The organism is Bradyrhizobium sp. USDA 223 (assembly GCF_044909005.1).
Classification (GTDB): domain Bacteria; phylum Pseudomonadota; class Alphaproteobacteria; order Rhizobiales; family Xanthobacteraceae; genus Bradyrhizobium; species Bradyrhizobium yuanmingense.
Window position 1 is genome coordinate 484811 of record NZ_JBIYDR010000001.1, and the last position, 19528, is coordinate 504338.

General features: G+C 59.7%; 15 protein-coding genes and 1 pseudogene. 4 read left to right on the forward strand and 12 right to left on the reverse strand.

The annotated features are described in order from the left end of the window. Nucleotides 1-79 precede the first annotated feature (79 nt). The gene (locus tag ABIA40_RS02015; RefSeq protein WP_404538670.1) at nt 80-1144 is read right to left on the reverse strand and encodes a hypothetical protein; all 1065 of its coding nucleotides are present in this window, start codon (nt 1142-1144) and stop codon (nt 80-82) included. 437 nt (nt 1145-1581) lie between these two features. Here ABIA40_RS02015 and ABIA40_RS02020 point away from each other — a divergent pair. Continuing rightward, a pseudogene (locus tag ABIA40_RS02020) lies at nt 1582-2373 on the forward strand (M4 family metallopeptidase). A gap of 70 nt (nt 2374-2443) precedes the next feature. Here the strand turns inward: ABIA40_RS02020 and ABIA40_RS02025 are convergent. From ABIA40_RS02025 to ABIA40_RS02065, 9 genes are all read right to left on the reverse strand, one after another. Further along, the gene (locus ABIA40_RS02025; RefSeq protein ID WP_404538672.1) at nt 2444-2989 is read right to left on the reverse strand and encodes a hypothetical protein; all 546 of its coding nucleotides are present in this window, start codon (nt 2987-2989) and stop codon (nt 2444-2446) included. Next, the gene (locus ABIA40_RS02030) at nt 2989-4374 is read right to left on the reverse strand and encodes a tyrosinase family protein (protein WP_404538675.1); all 1386 of its coding nucleotides are present in this window, start codon (nt 4372-4374) and stop codon (nt 2989-2991) included. The genes ABIA40_RS02025 and ABIA40_RS02030 overlap by 1 nt, the downstream gene beginning before the upstream one ends. Nucleotides 4375-4409: 35 nt before the next feature. Further along, nucleotides 4410-5051, reverse strand: coding sequence for a cytochrome P460 family protein (locus ABIA40_RS02035; protein ID WP_404538678.1), 642 nt, complete (start codon nt 5049-5051; stop codon nt 4410-4412). 35 nt (nt 5052-5086) lie between these two features. After that, nucleotides 5087-6706, reverse strand: coding sequence for a WD40/YVTN/BNR-like repeat-containing protein (locus ABIA40_RS02040; protein WP_404538681.1), 1620 nt, complete (start codon nt 6704-6706; stop codon nt 5087-5089). A 350-nt stretch (nt 6707-7056) separates the two neighbouring features. Further along, nucleotides 7057-7446, reverse strand: coding sequence for a hypothetical protein (locus tag ABIA40_RS02045; RefSeq protein ID WP_404538684.1), 390 nt, complete (start codon nt 7444-7446; stop codon nt 7057-7059). A gap of 19 nt (nt 7447-7465) precedes the next feature. Then, on the reverse strand, nt 7466-8854 hold the full coding sequence (locus ABIA40_RS02050) for a tyrosinase family protein (RefSeq protein WP_404538687.1): 1389 nt from the start codon (nt 8852-8854) through the stop codon (nt 7466-7468). Nucleotides 8855-9073: 219 nt separating this feature from the next. Beyond that, nucleotides 9074-11026, reverse strand: a complete 1953-nt coding sequence (locus ABIA40_RS02055; protein ID WP_404538690.1) for a multicopper oxidase domain-containing protein — start codon at nt 11024-11026, stop codon at nt 9074-9076. Between the two features lie 134 nt (nt 11027-11160). Then, complete coding sequence (locus tag ABIA40_RS02060) at nt 11161-11673, reverse strand: hypothetical protein (RefSeq protein ID WP_404538693.1); 513 nt, start codon at nt 11671-11673, stop codon at nt 11161-11163. Nucleotides 11674-11753: 80 nt separating this feature from the next. Further along, nucleotides 11754-12788, reverse strand: a complete 1035-nt coding sequence (locus ABIA40_RS02065; protein ID WP_404538696.1) for a trypsin-like serine protease — start codon at nt 12786-12788, stop codon at nt 11754-11756. Between the two features lie 683 nt (nt 12789-13471). On the opposite strand from ABIA40_RS02065, the gene ABIA40_RS02070 reads away from it, so the two are divergent. Next, entirely contained in the window at nt 13472-13699 is a 228-nt protein-coding gene (locus tag ABIA40_RS02070) for an I78 family peptidase inhibitor (RefSeq protein ID WP_404538699.1), read from the forward strand. A gap of 921 nt (nt 13700-14620) precedes the next feature. Here the strand turns inward: ABIA40_RS02070 and ABIA40_RS02075 are convergent. Continuing rightward, complete coding sequence (locus ABIA40_RS02075; RefSeq protein WP_404538702.1) at nt 14621-14788, reverse strand: hypothetical protein; 168 nt, start codon at nt 14786-14788, stop codon at nt 14621-14623. Between the two features lie 334 nt (nt 14789-15122). Next, nucleotides 15123-17555: a patatin-like phospholipase family protein gene (locus ABIA40_RS02080; protein WP_404538705.1), complete on the reverse strand. Its 2433-nt coding sequence runs from the start codon at nt 17553-17555 to the stop codon at nt 15123-15125. Here ABIA40_RS02080 and ABIA40_RS02085 point away from each other — a divergent pair. Beyond that, nucleotides 17535-18662, forward strand: coding sequence for a hypothetical protein (locus tag ABIA40_RS02085; protein WP_404538707.1), 1128 nt, complete (start codon nt 17535-17537; stop codon nt 18660-18662). The genes ABIA40_RS02080 and ABIA40_RS02085 overlap by 21 nt on opposite strands. A gap of 6 nt (nt 18663-18668) precedes the next feature. Beyond that, nucleotides 18669-19463 carry a hypothetical protein gene (locus ABIA40_RS02090; RefSeq protein ID WP_370157748.1) on the forward strand — a complete coding sequence of 265 codons (795 nt, stop codon included), beginning with the start codon at nt 18669-18671 and terminating at the stop codon, nt 19461-19463. Nucleotides 19464-19528: the final 65 nt, after the last annotated feature.

Genomic DNA, 19528 nt, shown 5'->3' on the forward strand with positions numbered 1-19528 from the left:
CGATAAAAAAACCGGCGAGCGTCACCGCTCGCCGGTTTTGATTTTCGTACACGTGCACGCGACGTGGAAGGCTGAAGTGTTAGTGCGTGTAGCCCTTCACAAGCACCGGGCTCTCATTCAGAAAATCATCCGACTTCAGGCGGTTCAAGTCATAGTCGGACTGGGCAACGATGATCGGGCTCTGCACGAGGTCCGTGTCTGAGATGCTCCGGTCGATGCCGACAAGATGGCCGGCCCACACCGAACCATCCTTCGAACGCAGGAGGCTCAACTCGCCCATCACCACGCCCTTTTCGTTGCGATAGGTCAGCATGGCGCGCTTTCCGTCCGAACGGCCCGTGAGGTACCACCAGCGCGGATCGGGTTTGCCGTCCTCCGAATAGCCATGGAAGCGGCCACGAACCACGCCGGCACTATCGAGGTTCGAGATGCGGAATTCATACTTAAACTTGGTGGTCGTGTTGATTTTGCCCTGGCCGGGGGGCTGGTCGCCCGGCTCGTTCGTAAACGCCGCCATATCCTGACGCAGATACAGGTATTCGGCGGCCGGATCGACCCACTGCGGCGCGTGGGTGGCCGCGACCTGCTGAATGCCACCGGCCAAGACACCTGCGATGCCAAGCGTCTTCGCCAACACCAGCCCCCGGCGGACCGACGGATTGCGGATGAGCTGGCTTGCACCCGACTTCGCCCAGGCAAGCAACTGCTTGAGCGGCGAAACCGCGGCCGCCGCTTGGGCGGCGGCCGAAGCTTCGGCGATCTCGGGAGTGGCGACTGCCGCATCGCCAGAAGCGGTCACGACGGCGGCATGCGAGATGCGCGACGTAACTTCGACCGGCGCGATCACAGCGGCATCGTGCGAGATCCGCGCGGCTGTATCGTCCATTGCGGTCGCCGCTGTGTCGCGGGAGATACGCGCGACAGCATCGTCGGACTGCGGCGCCGCGGCATCACGGGACAGCGGCACGACCACGGCATCCATTGCCGCGGCGTCATGCGAGATGCGCGCGCTGGCATCACCCGGCGCGCGCGCCGCAGCATCGTGCGAAATCCGCGCGACTGGCGGGGTAGTGTTGGGGGAGAGTGACGCCGGCGCGTCATGCGAGATGCGTGCGGTAGAAGACTTATTCCCAAGCTTGGCCATGGCCAATCCTATTAGGGCGGTGTTGAACCTCATACCGCTGCCCTCGACGCGTATGAGGACCACGCGCCAAGGTTAAAGGATCGATTCTGAACGCAACCTGTCCGCATCCTTAACGTGTGGTAATGATGCGCTAGGCAGACACGCGGATTTTCGGCGGCAAGTCATTGATCCAGCGGCATCAAAGCCCTTGTGGTAAAGCCCGTGGAGGGAGCGAGCGCCATTGTGTCGCATGCCACCAGGCTACCGGCCACCGCAGTAATTGGCGCAGGCAATGAGAGCGTTGGTATCGGCTTACGTCCTCATGATGCGAACCCGCTGCTATCGCGCCACCGCGCAAAAGCTCTGATTCTCCATAAGAGCGCGGCGATGCCGTTCCTTATCGTCTCAAACCAAATGGACCGGCTGATCCGGCCGGCCGACCCGCGACGTTTATAGGAATGGTGGCTGCCAAGGACCTCGTACCGGGTGCCGCCGGCGTGGCCGAATCGACGAAATTCCTGCAGCTGGACTTTGTGCGGTCGTTGCGTAATGCATGTTCGGAGCCAGGCGATCCGCTGGCGGCCCGCAGCGGGCGCGAGTGGCGCAATGCCGCCTGGATCCCCGGTCAGATGATCTACGGTCAGCGGCAGGTCAATGGGCAGTTCCGCTCTTACGCGGCGGCCCTGGACATCGTCGCGCACGAATTGCTGCATGGCTTGACCGATTCAACCGCGCGGTTGGAATATCGATTTCAGTCGGGCGCGTTGAACGAATCCTACTCGGACATCTTTGGGATCATTGTTTCCAACCGCCACATCCCAAACATCGACAATTGGAATTGGGAGATGGGTGAGGATCTCACCGAAACCGGGCTGCCAATTCGCGATTTTCGTGAGCCGACTCGTTTCAACCAGCCCGCTCACATGGACGACTAACTCGATTTTTCGATCGACGAGGATTACGGTGGAGTGCACACTAACAGCGGCATTCACAACAAGGCGGCGTTCAACATTCTGACCGCAAGGACCGGCGACGAGCAGCTATTCACCCCTGCCGATGTGGCACGGCTTTTCTACACGACGCTCGTGAATCATCTAACTCGCACCTCCAAGTTCATCGACAGCAGGAGAGGGGCGATATTGGCGACAAGGTCGCTGTTCCAGTCCGATCGGCACCGCGATCAAAAGGTGAAAGAAGTCCAGACCGCATTTGACGACGTCGGCATTGTCGATGCGGGCGCAGGGGTTTGAACTTCCTCACTGCTATACGCTCAACGGAAGTGAATTCTGCGCTATCGCGGAAATCGCATTTGAGTGTGGCTTAGCTGGTTGGAATGCCAAGCGCATGTCGCCCGGCGCTATCCAGCACTACGACTTCATTCGTCGTGAGCGGGCCGCGAAGCCGCTCCTCGATCGTGATAGTGATCGGAGCGGGCGAATCCCCTTCCGGCGGCTCAAGGACGATCTCGTAAACCTGGGCGTCTGCGGTGGCCTGAATGATGCTGAACCAGGCCGATGCGCTGCCATCAGGTAGCAAAACATCGCAACTAAGGGTGAAACGGTCCGGTCCTGTCAGGGCGAGATCGAAATTCGAGCCGGTCGGCTTGATCAACCGCCCGAAGCCGGTCGTCTTCCAACGCGTGAACAAGTCGATCCATTCCTTCGGCCAGGGCCCCCCATGTGACTTCGGCGGCATCGGACTTGCCGCGTTCAGGAAGTCAAGGACGTCCTGATGCTTGTTTTTCAAGTCGTCGTAACTCGCCAAGTCCACGCGCTTTGCGGGTGGCAGCCGCAACATGTGTATCGCGTCAAGCGCGCGAAACATCGGCAGGATGTGCAGCTCGAATAGCGGGCGTCGGTCAGCCATCATCGCTCTTCCAGTGACAGAGTGCCCCAGAGTGGCCGCTGTGCGATCCGCTCGTTGGCGCTTGCGCGCGCACTTTCGAACTGACTATCAGAAGTCGGCTTAGCGTCGCTGGTCAGCGTGACGGTGAACTCGTTCCCGAGCGCTGTGACGGCGTTGGTAATGTCAAAGTTCACATTCGTGGGATGATGCGCGTGACCGTGCCCTTTCCAGACTGTCGCGGAGTCAGCGAGATAGCGCTGGCGCTCCTGCTCGCCGAGCGTCGAGATGTTTACGGCGGGCGGATGCACATAGGCGCGAATCGCATAGGTCGTGTCCGGCAGAACCGCAACGTCGCGGACACGCAAGATTCGCCGCTTCTCGCCTGCAACGCGCACTGCGCCCGTCGTCGTCATGCGCGGGCCAGCTTGCACCGACTCGAGATCCCGCTGTGTGCGGGCGGCGCTCGCGACGGGTACGGCAGGCGCATCGATCGAGAAGTCATACTGGTAACCGTAGGCGAAGCCGGCCGGCATTGTCGCGGTCTGAGCGGTGTCCGCCATCACCGGAGTGAACGGTTCGACCCAGATTTTGGTGTTCGGCGTCGTGAATGGTTGCGGAGACGTTGCACTGGTGTGCACACGCTGCCAGCGCGCCCAGATGAGGTCAATATATGCATGGAACGACCAGTAGATCGGATCGCGAGATGCGCTCTCCGGATTTCCCATCGTGGGGCCGATGTCGCCGTGGATGGTGTTGTGTGGCCCCTTCTCCACCCATCCATAGCTGCCGCCCGATCCATCCGGCGCAAGCGGCTCACCTGCGAACAGGAGCCAATCCGTTTCCTGCACCATCTTGATTCTAATTTCGTCCGCATCCCACTGGATACGACGAGTCAAAGGCGTAACCGCGTGCGCGCGGCCGTCATGGAATAGCGGCGAGGTCCTGTCCTCGAAGGCCGTCGGAAAACGCATCCCCGACGCTGGCTTCGTCCAGTCCCAAAACGGCAGGCTTACGTCGGCGGTACGCGGAGGATCCGCAGCGCGCAACAGTGCCTCGAAGCCAGCGAGATGCGCCCGATGCCAGGGAAAGAAAAGCTCGTTGCGGTGCTCACAAGCGCCGATAGATCCGTCTGGACGGACCCGCTCAAAATCATTGTGCAGAGCTGCCTGCCACACGTAGCCATCCTTGGCTGTGGCTGACGCGAGCCCGCGTTGGACAATAATTTTGAATGCGTGCTTGTAATTGTCGAGCTCCGTCGGCGTGAGGTCATCGATGTTCTTGCGCTGCGGCATCGCGGCGAAGGCCGGCGTACTTCCGAGGCCGACAGGAAGCAGGGCTGCAACGCCCGCCTGGCAGGTCGTTCTGAGAAGGTTGCGCCGCGTCAATCTGCCATTGTCGTCCCGCATCTCAGCCTCCGCAGTTAATCGCTATGCAACATTTGTCACTTCAGGAGTTTGCGCAACGTCGGATAGAACTGCGCCCAGACGTTATCCATGCTGGCATGCTGCCGGTGACAGCTCTCGCAGACCTGATCGGGAAATGCCGGTGCGAACTCGCGAATGTTGGACGACCGTTGTTGGTCGCTGAAATCGTAGTAAGCCCATGGCGTCGTCTGGCCGTCGGGACGCGCCGAATTCTTGACAGCAACCTCCAACCCGCGCCGTTCACCGTTGAAAACCCCGCTCGACAGTACGCCGTCCGCCTCCTTGCTTGCGGCGCTAAAAACCTCCATCACGAGTATCGTCGGCTCCGGGAAAGTCCTAGTTCTGCGGAAATGCTCATAAGCCTCCGGATTGATGTAGACATTATGGAAGAGTTGAGGGGCGGCGCGCGCGGCTTCGACGGAGGTCATAGTCGGAAGCTCCTCCTTATACGCAAGACCCAAGTTGGAGCCGACAAAAACCCAACCCTCGAAATCGATCGGCGCTTTCAGCCTGCCGTCGGGGCCGTATTCTGGTTTCGTAGCTGACTGGCCTACAGCGGAAGAAGACGATGCAAGCCATGTAACGGCGAAAACCAAAAAGATATGGATGGAGCGACGATGGCGCATGACCGCATTTACCACCAGCAGCATGTAAAACATTGCTCACCCCCTTCCGGTATCCTTCGGGAAGTCCACTAGCTCATTGCTTGCGGGATCGGGGCTCCTGCCGTAATCCAATCTGACAGCAGCTGGATATCGGCCTGCGCCATCACGCCCTGCATGGGCCCTGTCCCGATGATCGCAACCACAAACATGCTGCGATCGGGCTCGCCCGGAATGATCAAGCCGCCGCGGATAAGCGCGGCCATCAAATCCAGCGGTATGTCGAACAGCGATTTCAGTGATACTGGCCTGCCGTTGACGTCGGGAAGTACGAGGTCGTCATGCGCGCGTTTGGCGCGGGGGGCGAAACGCTTGATCAACTCCGCGACCTGCGCGCCGAGGGCGTCGGGAGTTGCGCGCGCTGGGCGGACGATCATGCCAGTTGTCGGCTGGCCGTCGACAAGAATGCGGTACATGAAATGGCCCGTGCCGGCATCCACGCCGTCATCGGTCTTAAAATTCCAGGAGAAGGTGCGCGCGCCCGATTGTGGCGTGCGTTCGTCCGTCACGACCTTCACCAGCGTCTGCCTGGGATCGAAGATCGTGATCGCCAGATGCCTTGCGTCTTGAGGGACCTGGGCGGTGATGTCGAGCGTATCCCACGCCTTTGGAATCGGCGGCTCCGCGATCCGCGGCGCGGCCGCCAATGCGGCCAGCGCGGCGCCTTCCGCCGCGATGCATTGATAAATCGTTCCGCCGGAAGCGTAAGCGACGATCGGTTCCGTTTTGGTGAAACGAAAGCGATTGAGGAAACGGCCGACGCCGTTGGCGTCGAACCATGTCGCGCCGCCATCAATCGTCCCACTGGTCGTACCATCTGGATTGCCTGACGTGAAGCCGTGGCCCCACCCGCCGACCCATCCGACCTTCTCATTAATGAAGCCGATCCCCTCCAACTCCACGTTCCGCTGCGGATCGGTGATCGGGATTCGCTTCCAACTCTGGCCGCCGTCAGTCGTCTTCAGAATTGCGGCTGCAGTGTCGTTCTCCAAAGACACAAATCCGACTTGCGGAGTCAGGAACTGGATCTTCCAGCCCCATTCGCCGGTCGGGAAGTCGATCCCGGAATTCTGCAGCTTGTTTTCCCAGGTCTTGCCACCGTCAGCGGTGAACATGATCACGGGCTTCAACTTGTCGTAGGTGGTCCCGCCGTTGCCGCCGACCACCCAGCCATGCAGATCGTCCACAAAATAAGTATCGATCAGAAGATTGGCGTGGGCCGCCATAGAGATCGAATTCCAGGTTTGGCCGCCGTCTGTCGTGTGCATAATCGCGGCTTCCCGATTCGGATATTGCGTCCCAGAAGCAAAGACGACTCCCTTCGAGGGCGAGGAGATCCCGCAGATTGCGCTGGGCAGTGGCGGCAGGCTAGCGGTTATGTCGACCCAGGTCTTGCCGTCCTCCGTCTTCCACAGGCGCTGCCGCCGCGTGATCGAGCCGACCCAACCGTCGGTCGGGCTCGTGAAACTCATGCAGCGGAGCCAAGTATCGGCATCGACCGTGTGCTGGACCGTCCAAGTCGTGCCAGCGTCTTCGGTATGCACGATCTGGCCAGCACTGTTCACACCCCACCCGATCTGCGGGCTGATGAACCAGATGTCGTCGTAGCGTGTCTGGACTGGAGCCGTCGTGGGATGCCAATTGAAAGCCATGGGTCTTCCCCCCGGCAAAAACAAAACTGCGCGGGCCAACCGGAAACATCAGCATTCTATGCAATCAGGCAACTTTAATACAATTCCAGGATGCAATCAAATCACTTCATCTTAAGCGCGCATTTGCCGCAGCCCTCGCGGCTTGCTTCGCCCGGCGTGAGGCTTTTCGCAGCCTTACGGCGCAATTCAGGCGGTTCTGCGCGGCGGTAACAGCCTTCCTCTGATTGCGTTCGACCTCGATCACCTCAAGCAGATCAACGGTCGCTTCGCCGGCATGGTCGTAGCGCTACGCTGAGCGGAGAAGGAGCACACCTCTTTCACGGCAGTAATTAAGGCTAATCCATCATGCCTTAGCGGCTTGCCGGCACGGTCACGAGATTGACGTGCCGGATTTCGCTCGGCTGCGCTGGACGCGCCGCGGCACCGCTTTGTACGATCTGCAGGCGCAATCGCAACCGCCCCTCTACAAGAGCGGCCCGTGGTACGGGAATCGTGGCGGTCTCGCCGCGGGGCGCATTCGGAATGCCAAGTGATCTGACTGTCCCGAGGAGTTCACCTTGCTCGGTCATAACCTCCAGGCGGGCGCCGCGCGGCAACGGCCCGGTCACGATCTGAATTTCGACTGCTTCATCGGCCGCTAGCGGGTGCAGCGCCTGCAATTCGATCACGCCGCTCTCCTGCCCAATCAGCGGGCTCGCAAGCAGCACGCTGGCGCAGATCAAAAGCACTCCGGTCGGCAAGCCAGTTCGCATCCGGTCGTCAGTCTGTCCTAATTCGGATGGCGCTGACAAGTGGTGCGGGCGCTGCGGCTGCAGTCGGAGCCGCCGCGGGACGAGGGGGAGTCCCGATCGGCACGACACGCACATCGAGCGGAACGGTTGCCCCCGTCGCGGCCGAAGCCAGCGAATCCGGCAGCGGCACCGTGAACGTGGCCGGGCCGTGATGAGGATGGCCGAAAACGGTGATCGCGCCGGCCGCAACCGGTGCGCTGCCCGGACCGGCGGACACCAGCACGCGAAAGCGGCGGCCGGCGTCGTCATGACCGAGGTTCAGGGTGACCTCCACGACGGGGTTGCTGTCCGCGGAAGCACTCGATGCCAGCGCAGCCGCCGGCACGTCGGCGATACCGCCGGCTGCGGTCGCCGCCCCGACCGCTGCGGAAGTCACCCGGGCGGAAAATACCTGCGGAGAAGCCTCGGCCACGGGGCCCGGCGCAGGCACCTGATCGTCGCCCGAACCCGGCGAATAGTCGTAGTCGAACAGCACAGTCGCGGCGTAGTCGCCGGCCTTGGTTTGCGAGACCGGTTCGCCCTTTGCATTGCTGAAGAACAGGAACTTCTCGTCGGACCAGGCGGTGAGATCGGCGCCCTGCGGAAGGATTGGACGTCCCAACGCAGTCTGCCGGCGCGTCCAGACCGTCCAGAGCCGATCCAGATTGCTATGATGCAGGAAGAAGATGGGGTCTACCGGCGAGAAGAAGGAGATCATGAAGGCATCGCCGCCGCCGCCCATGGCGCCATGCACGTTGTCGTGAGGACCGCTCTCGAGAATGCCCTTAATGCTGCCACCGCTATGGTTAGCGGCCTTCGCGCTCTGGAAGCCAGCCGGAGCACCGGTAGCTCCGCTGCCGGCAAACTGCGACGTCCTCAACGCGCTGCGTATAGTGCTCATCCCGACTGACAATTTCGTGTTGGAATCGAGATCCGGATTCGACGCCGTCAGACCTCGCGCACTCGGCTGGTCGAAGAACACTTGCGGCAAGACCTGCCAGAAATCACCCGGCGTGGTGAATGGAAACGGCCGGAGCGCCAGCAACTCCTTCTGTGCCGGCGAAAATGATGCATAGAGCGCCGTGATGGCCGGTTCGAAGGCCGTTTTGAATTTTTGGAAGGTCGGAATGAATGCGCCGTTGTTGGGATCGAGCACATCGTCAAACATCGCCGCCGGGACGCGCGGCGTCTTGGTCCAGTCCCAGTAGGGCAAGGCGAATTCCGGATCGCCAGAGAGATCGCGCAGCGTCACCTCCAGCCAGCCGAGATAGGCCCGATGCCAGCCCAGGAACCACCAATTGCCGTGCGGGCAGTCGAAGAGATGAACGATCGCGTTGCGATACCAATTCCGCGGATCGGTGGGCGGCAAGGCCAGCATCTTTGTGATCCCTCCCTTGTAGCTGGCAAGAACACGCGGAGGCATCGCCGGGTCGGTGATCTCCCAGCGGCGGAATTTTGGAGTCTGGGCCGAGGCGCCGGACGGAAAAGCCTGCGATGCCGCGAGCGCGGCCCCTGCAGCTAGCAGATCGCGGCGAGTCAGAGAAGGACGAGCGGCACGGATCATAGTTTTCTCCAATCCATTTGGCGTTCGTCGCGCTTAGTGATCGTGATGTGCCGCCGCGATCCCACCCGTCCCGTCGGGAATACCGATACGGACGTTCTGCATCATGCCCTGGTCCTCGTGATCCAGGATGTGGCAATGCAAGACGAAGTCTCCGATGTAGCGGCGATAGCGGGTGTACACGTAGGCGGTGTAGCCTTGGCGGATGAATAGCGTGTCTTTCCACACCCCCTTCAGATTGGCATATTGGGGCTCGTCGGCATCGCCGCTCACGCTCACATCCTGGCCGGTGGAGTCTTTGATGATCTTGGCGACCTGAAACGGATTGACGTGGATGTGGAACGGATGTCCGAACGCATTGACGGTGGATAATTTCCACTCCTCGATGCCGCCGAGCGGCAGCAACTGGTCAATGCGGTCCGGCTTGTAAGGCTTGCCGTTGATCTGGAAACCCGCCGCCCCGATCTCGAATTTGGCTTCCCGTTGCGGTGGCTTGATATCGGTATCGGCGATCGAGGCGTGCGGGATGAATGAATCGAGGCGAAGGCCGTTCGTCAGGTCGTTGCGCACCTTCTGGCGCGCAGACAGGGGCATGAAGCTTTCCGCCGCCGCGACGAGCTGCGCCTGGACGTACGCCTTGGGATCGGCGACGGCGACGCCCGCGGCAACGGATACTTTGCCGAGAAACTGACGGCTCTTCACCTGGCTGTTCACGGTGCTGGTGGCGGGCGCCGCTCCGTCGAGCACACAATACTCGCCGGCCTCCGGGAACACCACGAGCAAGTCCTCGCGATAGCCCGGCTGAAGTGTGCTAGTGGAGCGCTCGACGACCTGCGAACGCGTCAACCCATCGGCGGCGAAGGCGAATTGCGGCAGCAGATCGTTGCCGGGACAGTTGCGCGTCACCCAGTCCTCCTGCCGTTGTGCCGCAATCACCGCATAGGGATCGGCGTTCGCCCGCATCTTCTTGAATTGCAGATTGACCGTATCCCTCACGCCGGCATGGACGACGCGCCAGCGCTCGATCGCACCGGCACGGGCGCCGGCAAAGGTCGGGATCACTTCACCATTGATGCTGGTGTAACGGCCGGACTTCCGCCACGTAGTCGGGCCGAACTGATCATAGCCCTCGATCCCCCCGACATCCGTCGAGGCGCAGATGTAGAGACCGTTGGCATCCTGCTTGATTTGCCCATTCGCATCCCGGCACGCGTACTGGATCTGCTGCAGCAGGATGACTCGTTCGCGGTACTTTGCTCCATCGCTATTGCGCAGCAAGGTATCGATGTCGCCATGACCATCCGGACCCGGCGGGCGGTTGCCCCGGACGATCAACACGCCTGCCATGCCGCTCGACACCTGAAGCGCGGTCGATCCATGCCTGTGCGGATGATACCAGTATGTTCCCGCCGGATGATCCGGCGGCAAGTTGTACTCGTACTGAAAGCTGACGCCCTGATTGATACTCAGCAGCACGTTGTCGCTGTTGCCGGCGGGGCTGACCCACAGACCGTGCGCATGCAGGTTGGTCCGGTTAAAGCAGTTCGGATTGTTGACGTCCGGATCGGTCGGCGGGCATCGCGGGTCTGCGGGCAGCTTGTCGTTGTTCAGCGTGATGCGTACGGTCTCGCCGGGGTCGATCTCTATCGTCGGTGCGACGAACGGGACTTTCGGAGCCTCGACTTCCCGGACGTCGCGATACGAGCGCAATTTCACCGAGTCGTATTGATTGCGCCCCGGATTATAGATCCTGGCCTCCGTGTATTGGATGTTTAGGTTGATCACCGCTTCTCCGCCGGCGACCGGCGCGGCTCGCGACGGCGCTCCCGCCGCCGTCGGCGCCGGCGCACCGACACGCGGCGATAGACGCTCGATATTGGCAACCGGGGGGTCGACGGCAATGCGCTCCGTGGCCTGCCCCGATGCGATCCCGGTGCCGGCGAGTTGAGCAAAGGCGAGCAGAAACGCGCCCTTGAAAATCCTGCTCAAGACGGCGGAGCAAGATGTCCTTCCAAAATCCGTCTTCGAGAAGAGAGCGTGCAATGAAAGGCAGGCCGGCATGGCGCGATACCTCGAATGATCGGTCTGGTGCGAGCAATCTTTGAAGCCGGTGATCGTTGCGTCTAGGGCCGCTTCACCGCGATGAACGAGGCTACATAGCCAGCTGGGGCCCCATCATGCGGCTTCGCACGGATGACGCTGCCGACGAGCGCAGGCACCTGGTTGACGCCGGTCGGCCAGCGATAGTTGAGCTGGCCGCGATAGTCATATTCCCAATTTGCGGTGCCAGTGCCGGGACGCCCGAGACCCACGATCTCCACCGTGGGCACTCCACTGGCGGTATCCTGCTTGACCGTGCCTTGCAGATCGAGCCCGCCACCCGGCCAGTCGATCGCTCCCTTCAACGTGGTGCTCGTCGGGATCTCGAAGGTGAAGACGGCTTCGGCGAAAATCAGCGCCAGCGCCTTCTCTGCCGCCGTGTTCGGATCATCCGCGACCGGCGTCGGGTTGTTGTGAAAGCTTCGATAAGTCCATTTCCCCGCCAGGCTGCTCGCCGAATTTTCTTCTGAATGCGACAAGGCCGGCAACAACACCAAAGAGAGCGCCGCAATGGACGCGAACAGATGTCGACGCATATCACGCTCATAAAATTTAGAGTTGAAACATCGTCAATATACCCCTGTGCTAGCACAACCGCAAGACGTCATTTCGCGCATCAGCATCCGCCGGCTTCAAGATCGGTTCGCTCGCAAATCCAGTTTCGCCTCTCCTTGATCGTCACATCCTGCATAGCCATCGATTCCGCAGTCATGCAGGCGTGCGCCCATTGCATCTCCGGGCTGCCGAACTCAGGACGAACCAGCGTGTTGTAGGAAATGACGCCCTGGATGTACCGTGGACGAAATTCCCTGCTCTTGTCGGTTCGTCGACATCCTCGATTGCGCCCTGCCAGCACAGGCCCGCCGGAATCACCCTGACAAAAGGCGCTCTGATGACGGTCGCCTGGGCCAGGCTTGAACTTGTACTGGCCGCCAGCATCTTTCTGCAGTGGCACCGGCCAGGTCAGATTGAAGCGACCGAGAGTGCCCTGGTCGGCGTTCGAGAAACCGTAGCCTGCGATCGTCGCGTCAGGAAGAAAGCCTTCTGCGCTCGCCAGGCGAGCCGTTTCGACCGGGTCCGCAGGGTACGGCGAGGCGAGTTGCAGCAGCGCCAGGTCATCGGCGTAGTAGACATTGTTGGTCTTGGCGGAGCCGCCATAGCGGCCATAGACGATCGCGCGCGACAGCTTGCGCTCGCGTTCAGCCGCAGTCAGCGTGACGGCGTTGTCCGCGGTGATCCGGAATTGGACGAGTTCGTCCGCGCCCATCATCAGGTCGGCGCCCTGATTGGCGCCTCGCGTGCTCGGGGGATCGTCCCCGATCAGGCAATGGGCCGCCGTCAGCACCCATTGCGGCGAAATCAGAGTGCCGGTGCACAGCGCATCCCAACGGCCGGCGGCGCTATTGTACTGGCTCATCTGCACGACTTCAGTGAACTGCGAAAGGGAGTATTGCTCGCAGCGGCGGCCGGCGGCAGTCGGGCCGGCTATGCAGGACTTTGCGCGCGTCGCCAGTTCTTCGAATGGAATGTCGCAGTCGGTCAGGCCGCTGTCGAAGGTCTGCGGACCGGCTCCGTGCTGCGGCATCGCCGCCGCAGCCGGCGCTGGCGGCGCAAGCTGGGAGACTGCGACATTCGAGTCAGCGATGATCACGGCCGTCGCGCCCTGCGGTACGACATGCGTCGTCGCGGACGCAGATTGCCGATTCGGATCAACGCCCGATCGTGGAGACGGTGGGGCGGGTGGAGGGCCGACCGGCGTACCGGGCACGACGATGATGTTGGGACCTATCGTACCGGGAGGGTGCCGGGTCGCCGGGACGACGATCACATTCACGCCTCCGTCGGCAGATCCCGCAACCGGGGGCGGAGGAGCTGCAGCACCGGCGGGCGACGCTGCACTCGTGGCGGCCCGGCTGCTCAAGCGCCGCGTGCAACCGGGCCCAACGCAGGTGCCGCTATCCACGATGTCGGGAGCAAGGCCGCTACCTGAGCGGGCCGGTGCCGCCGCGCCCGCCGCTACTGCCCCGGCGTCGTGCGCCCTGAGGCAGCCCGGCCCGACGCATTCGCCAGGATCGGTGATCGGATCGACCGGCCGCAGTCCGGTCTGTGCTACGACAGCGATACTGCCTGGAACGAATGAAATGGTTCCGAGGGCGACCGCAACAAAAAACCGCTTTCCGATTTTCAATTGCATGGAAAAATTCCAAATTGACAATGCACAACCTTTAGCCGCACTGCTCGGTCGTATCAACAGGATTGCGCAATTGCGCATCGAAGGCGGGAGCGTGTGCCTTGAGTCAAAGGATTTGCTGGTCGCTGCTGGTTGCGCTGCTGTTGGCCGTGCGTGCGCAGGCGGCCACCGCCTGCGACCCGGACCCGTGCCGCGGCATGATAGGCAAGCCGTTTTCAGCAGAATTGGCCGAGGAAGCGCGGCTCATCGCTGGCGCGAAATCCGTCAGACCGAGCGGACCGGGCATCCCGAGCAGCGCCGACGTGCGCGGCGATCGGCTCAATGTTCTTCTGGACGAGAAGCACATTGTCGTCGGCTTCAGGTGCGGATGATTTCTGATGATCGACTTCAGATCGGCTGACCGCGCTTCGGAAATATGTCCTTCTAGCTCGAACTTGCGGGTGGCTGTCGTGCTCGACGACGCTCGGCGTCAGCAACGGAGCGATCGAAGGGCATCAGCCTTAGATCTTGCCCGCTCGTTCACTCCGGCTTCCGTGAGGTCGTACGCACCACCGAGCGCACGCCTCGGCCTTTGGAGTACACATCACACCGTCATCGATCAGGACGATAAGACCTATATCGATTGAGGCGAGGCGAGCAGATGGCAAGCTCGTTTCTACAGTCCTTCCTTTCCAGCTGATGGTGAAGGAAAGACCTTGTGTACGCAGTGACTCGCTTCTTGAACGCGAACTGGCAGTGGATAACTGGCAGCCTTGTGATTCCTAAGTGCGATATTCTTGTGGAGTAGGCTTGTAGGCCAGAAGAGACAGGCGCCATTGCGAACGCCTATACAAAGTCCCTTTGGGCCTCGCGCTGAGGACCGCCTTCCAGTAAGACGGCTATAGGCTGCATTAGGTCGCACGCAGACGGGGGGATTCGAATTTTCGGCAAAATGGAAGCCGCGGCCGGGGCCTAGGAAAATTCACACATCTCCAAAATGGGAAAACTATGGGGCGCACTGGTTGAGTATCCCGATGAGCCGGCTAAATCGTTGTCGCCAGCAAGTCGTTCAAAATTCCAACAAGCGCGCTATATGAATCGGTCGAGCGCAAACGCATTTCGACCCCTATCCGCAGATCGCCCCTGAAGTGCCCGGCCCTGCGCATGTCCTCCAATAAAACCTTGCCATTGCACAGGTCGCGCCACTTATCGTCCCACTTGAGCTTTAACTCTTGTAACGACTCGGAAATCGTCGCTGGTATTCATCTTGGAAGTCATTTTTCGATAAGGCGTTGAACCGCCCGTTCATTTGTTCAATACGCGTCCAGAGTGCCGATGCCGCTTCCGGGGGCCGTTTTCTCAACGACTTTCATTTCAAAGCAAATGTCTTCTAGGCCAAGCTGTTTGAAGACATCGCGACCGGCAACAACATCGAGCTGCTTCAGAGCAAGCCGTTTCATCGCCGACGTTGCCTCGGTCACTTCGCAAAAGGGGCTTCTGCGAATTCCTTCTCTCTCGAAAGATCAGTGATTAGGGCAAAGCACGCCCCTGAATCGAAGAATTGGTAACTCTTAGAAAGAAGTTCTCTCTGTCGCTGCGACACTCGGACCGCTAAACGCCTACTTTAAAATGAGCTCCAACATCCAGCACGCGACGCGGCCCGCCTGGAGCCGGCAATGAACAATAGGATTCGATAACCCGAAGTCTCACGGGCGGACAGGAGATGGTCCGCGTACTGCCCTCAATAGAGATCTGAGGTCCGTAGCAAGCAAATTCCATCGCGGTTTGAGGGTATCCTATACCGTTCGGAAGGCGCTACGGCGACGCTCGCAAATTGGGAAAACGAGTGCGCGCAATTTCGACCAACTCCTGTCTCAGTGCGCCAGATACCGACACGACGTCCTCGCCCGTGATCATACGACGCGCGATGTGCTCGCCGAGTGCTCGATAACACTCGAATTGTTTCTCCGAGAAGAGCTGTTCCAATGTGGTCTCATGGGGGAATGACGGATTCTCTAACTTATATTCGGTGACATAGTCATTCTCGTCTCCCGTAAGCGATGCCTTAATGTAGATGAGTACGCCCATCTCTCTCTCCATCTTACCTTCGGGGGGTGGATAGTCTATCTGCCCGAGAGCAACGTGAGGGCCGGGCTGCGGATCGCGCTTGCCCTTTCTCAGTTCTGCTGAGGTTGCCCGGGTTCGCTCCGCGATCGGCTTCCAGTCAAGGGAAATAACGGTCCCGAGATCGATGCGCGCAAATGCCTGCAGCTGAACTAAGGACAAAGCTCTCATGTCCTCGTCAGCTTCGGCGTCCACGGCGACGATTATCCGGCATCGGCGGCGCAATAGTTCATAGATTCCAAGATTTTCGATGTGGCCTCCGTCCGTGAGAAAAACGAAGCCTTTCCTCTTGCCGTCCGTGAGGGAGCCTTCAGCGACGGTTGTTCCCGACTTGAAGAAGGCCTCATGCATTAGGTACTTCGGTCCGGGGCGGCCGGACCAAGTTTGACCTCGAACCTTTCGCTTAGCTAAACGATAAATATCCGCGGGATGGCATAACCATCTTCCGAGCCTCAGATTGAGAAATGCAATAGTCGGCGATAGCGGACGTAGCGATGCTACTCCCATATTCGGAGCTGCAGCCGCACCAGATATCGCCATCGCGGTTCCTATGTTCAGTCCGTCAGTGATTTTTTCTGCCGACCGTGTATCTACGTATCCCGTGGCTTCGCTTCCTACAAAGAGCCTGCTGAACAGAAAAAAGTCAGCGTTTCGGCCTCGCCTGTTCGCGAACTTGGAACCGGGCACGTTAAGTGCAGTGTTGATAAGATGATAGGGTGATCTACCGCCAGGAATTTCGCTGAATTTTGTGGTGTCCGCACCTTCAAGAACATCGTTTGAACGCGTTCCGAACAAGCGCTCGATCACGCCGCGCGGCGGCGTGGCCAGGACTGCCCTTCGCTTGAAAAGAAAGGCTCTGCCTAAGCGATCGCGATAGAGTTGGTGGAGTGAGTTAGCGTTGACATTCAGTATCGGCCAGAAGAGGAAAAATGCAAGCGCTAGCGCAATGTAGAACGCCGTCGCAAGCGGACGAACATGTTCGATCGTGACCTCGTTTTGCAGAGCTAATGCTGGTGCAAGTGGCCAAGGCGTGTGGTCAGTCCATGTGTCGGTAGCGGTCATTCGACAGGGTTTGATGTCATTCGTGCAATTTGAAATGCCGATGGCCCAATACGTGAGTTGAAGCACAAATAACCAGAATAGTAGCGGGATAATCAAAGCAAGAAAGAATAGAACGATGCGGCTTGTCCACTTGGAAAGTGCTTCGGCAATGCTGTTTGAAACCGCTTTAAGAGCCTTCTCCGAGATCGAGCGCAGAAAAGGCATGATCGCAAGAGCGATCGGAGTAAAGAACGCAATGACTGCGGCGATGTTTCCGAGGGGGCCGTTTCCAGCTTGCGAAGAGATGTGAACAATGTCCGTTCCTCCGTTCCAAGGCAGTCCAAACATGATTCGCAGAATGGCGAAGTGTCCCTCTAGAAAAAGCGAAACCAGGAGAAGAAGGAATATCGACGACGAGGCTCTCGCATAAAAGCGCCGGTCTTCAACCTTCACTATAGATGCAAGTGAGACTATGACGGAGAAGGCGACCAGCGCGATGAAGATGGTGCCGGTCGATATCATAGTGAGCGGAAATCCTGTTCGTCTCAGCGTCTCCGGTATGTGGGACCAGACAGGCGGCATCATCAGCGTTTTTGTGTCGGTAACCAGGGCGAGCGCACCGGCTGCGAGGAGGAGAAATGGCAAGATGACGACGACGTTCATCGCTAGCCCGCGAAGGTAGATAGCTAACGCGGAGATTGCCGAAATGGCCCCATCCTGGAGGAGATAGCGCGAGTTGTCGCGCAAGTGTTGCGTCTCCGGAGTTTCGCCTGGATCGAATCCTGTGCGGCCGAATGGAAACTCGTTGTCGTAGCCCATCGAAACCGTTAGCGACGTTCCGATGTAGCCTCCGCCAGAGACGGTCGACATATAATCGAATCTATGAAACGAGTCGTGCGCGTTCAGCGCCTGCAAGACTCCTAGACAAAAGCTTGCGGACCTTATGCCTCCTCCGGAGAGCGAAATCCCGGTGAGCCCCTGGAGCGTGCTCGGCGTTAGCCTAAGCGCGTCAGGAAGCAAGTCCGCGCCTCGTATGGCACGGTACTCGGCCAGGAAGACGCGTTGAATATCGGTTTCGAACACTGGGGCCGGTTCAGTCGGCTCGCTGCGAGCGGTCCTCAGGATCTTTCATTGTCCCCCTCACAATGGCGCGCCCCTCTGCTTGAATTGCTGCCGAAACCAGCGGCCCGTGCAAATGTGGAAGGGGCGCCTTTGAACCCAACGTTTGAATTGACACCTGCAATCAATGATTGTAGGCCGATTTTTGGGGGAACCGAAATGATTGTTGTTGGGCGGCGCGGTAATGGCGTGCAGGGCGGCAGGGTGAAGCTGTCTGCTTTCTTGCCTGACTGGAAGATGGCTTTAACATTTCGCGCCAAAGTTTTTGCCGCAGTCCGGCCGCTCTGCCATTTTATCGAAGTGCGCTTTGCGACAGAGCATTCAGTTGCCAGGCGGTTCTCCCGGGGAGTCCTGGACCGGCCATTCGACCGAAAACTGCAGCGACGCTGGTCTAGGAGCGTTCGGGTCAGAGAGGTCGAGTTTCTGGAATACGCACCTCAGGTCGGTTCGGCCCGATCAGTCCGAACTCTCGTTCTCGGCTCGCGACGTGTTGTCGTGTACGTGATCAATGGTGTGGGCGCGGGCGGAAGCTTTGTGGCGCGCCGCGTCCTGAACATACCTCGTCGACAGGCCTACCACGACGTCTTGATATCTCATGGCATCGACCGCGCCGACCGTACCGCACTCAACTACACCCCCGCGATGCTTACGGCAGCAGTGCTGATGTATCGGCGGCTGGGCGTTCATCTGATCTATTTGACCGCGGGTTTATCAGCAGGTGGACGGATTTGGCCCAAGTACGGCTTCCGGCCGGTCAACTCGAAGGAATGGTGGCGCTGCCGTAAGAAAATATTGAGTAATCTCAATAGGATGCCGCCTGAAATCCAACGCTTGCGCGGGGCCAGAATTCGGGCTTTGCTCGATCATCCCAACCCACTGAATTTGCGAATTATTTACCAACTCAACGACCAAGTACCGGACATTGTGGAACCGACACGCTTTCGAAACCTGGGCAGCGTCCTACTGACCGGCACAAGGTGGCACGGAGTGCTCGACTTGTCAGACGTGGACTCTCGGCGCATATTTGAGGACGCGGTAAAAATGGATCTTCAGTGGGTGGGCAGAGGTTAGAAGGTCATGAGGCCTGTAACGCTCACGAGCGCAGAAGAATTCGCTGACCGTCTGGCGGCTGAGCAGGAAAACGGTGATCCGCACTGGGACCGCGGCGCGCGTGTGTCCACGTGCCGGGAAGCACTGCTGAAAGATCTGCTCAGCGTGGTTGAAGCCCGCAATATGTACGGCGCGGAAGTCGTCAGCGAAGCCCTAGGAGAAATACAGCAGCGGTTGAAGGCAGTCCCCTATAGTGACGAATCTTTCGTCGCAGTCGCGCGCGCCGTGGACCCCAAAAGGCCGCCAGTCAGTCGCTCTGATTATCCGTATTTCGATGGCGGACATCACTACGCGAAATACGCTGGCGCCGTAGCTGTCCTAGTTCTGGTTCTTGGTTGTGGCACCATTCTGGGCTCCTGGCTGGAGTTTACAGGGAGTCTTGCGCGTCTGCCGTCCGCGCCGGGACCGGTTGCGGCGGTCGCGAAGATGTTGCCGTTGCCTGAGAGCCCCGTCGAAGTGAACAACGACAGGGTGTCCCTTACGGACGGCACCCCACCGCTCAAGTACAGCGTGCCGGATACCACAGCGACTGAGAAGATGTTGGAATCGGAGGTGGCATCTGCCCAGGCGAAGGCAGAAAAGTCGCCAGAGATCATTGCTGATCAGATTAGAGCACTCAAAGCTCGCGTCGAAAACGATATTATCGCCATCGAGGCGCGCAAGCGTGCGCTTGCCCGCAGCCATTCAAAAACATCGGACGCTTCCTTCTCCGTTGGAACAGTACCTAAATTGAGTATCCCAGCCAGGTTCGATGTTCGGTGACCAGCGAGCTAGTTCCCTGATTATGCCATCCCGCCGACAATTCAGAAAAATTCCCGACCATTCGG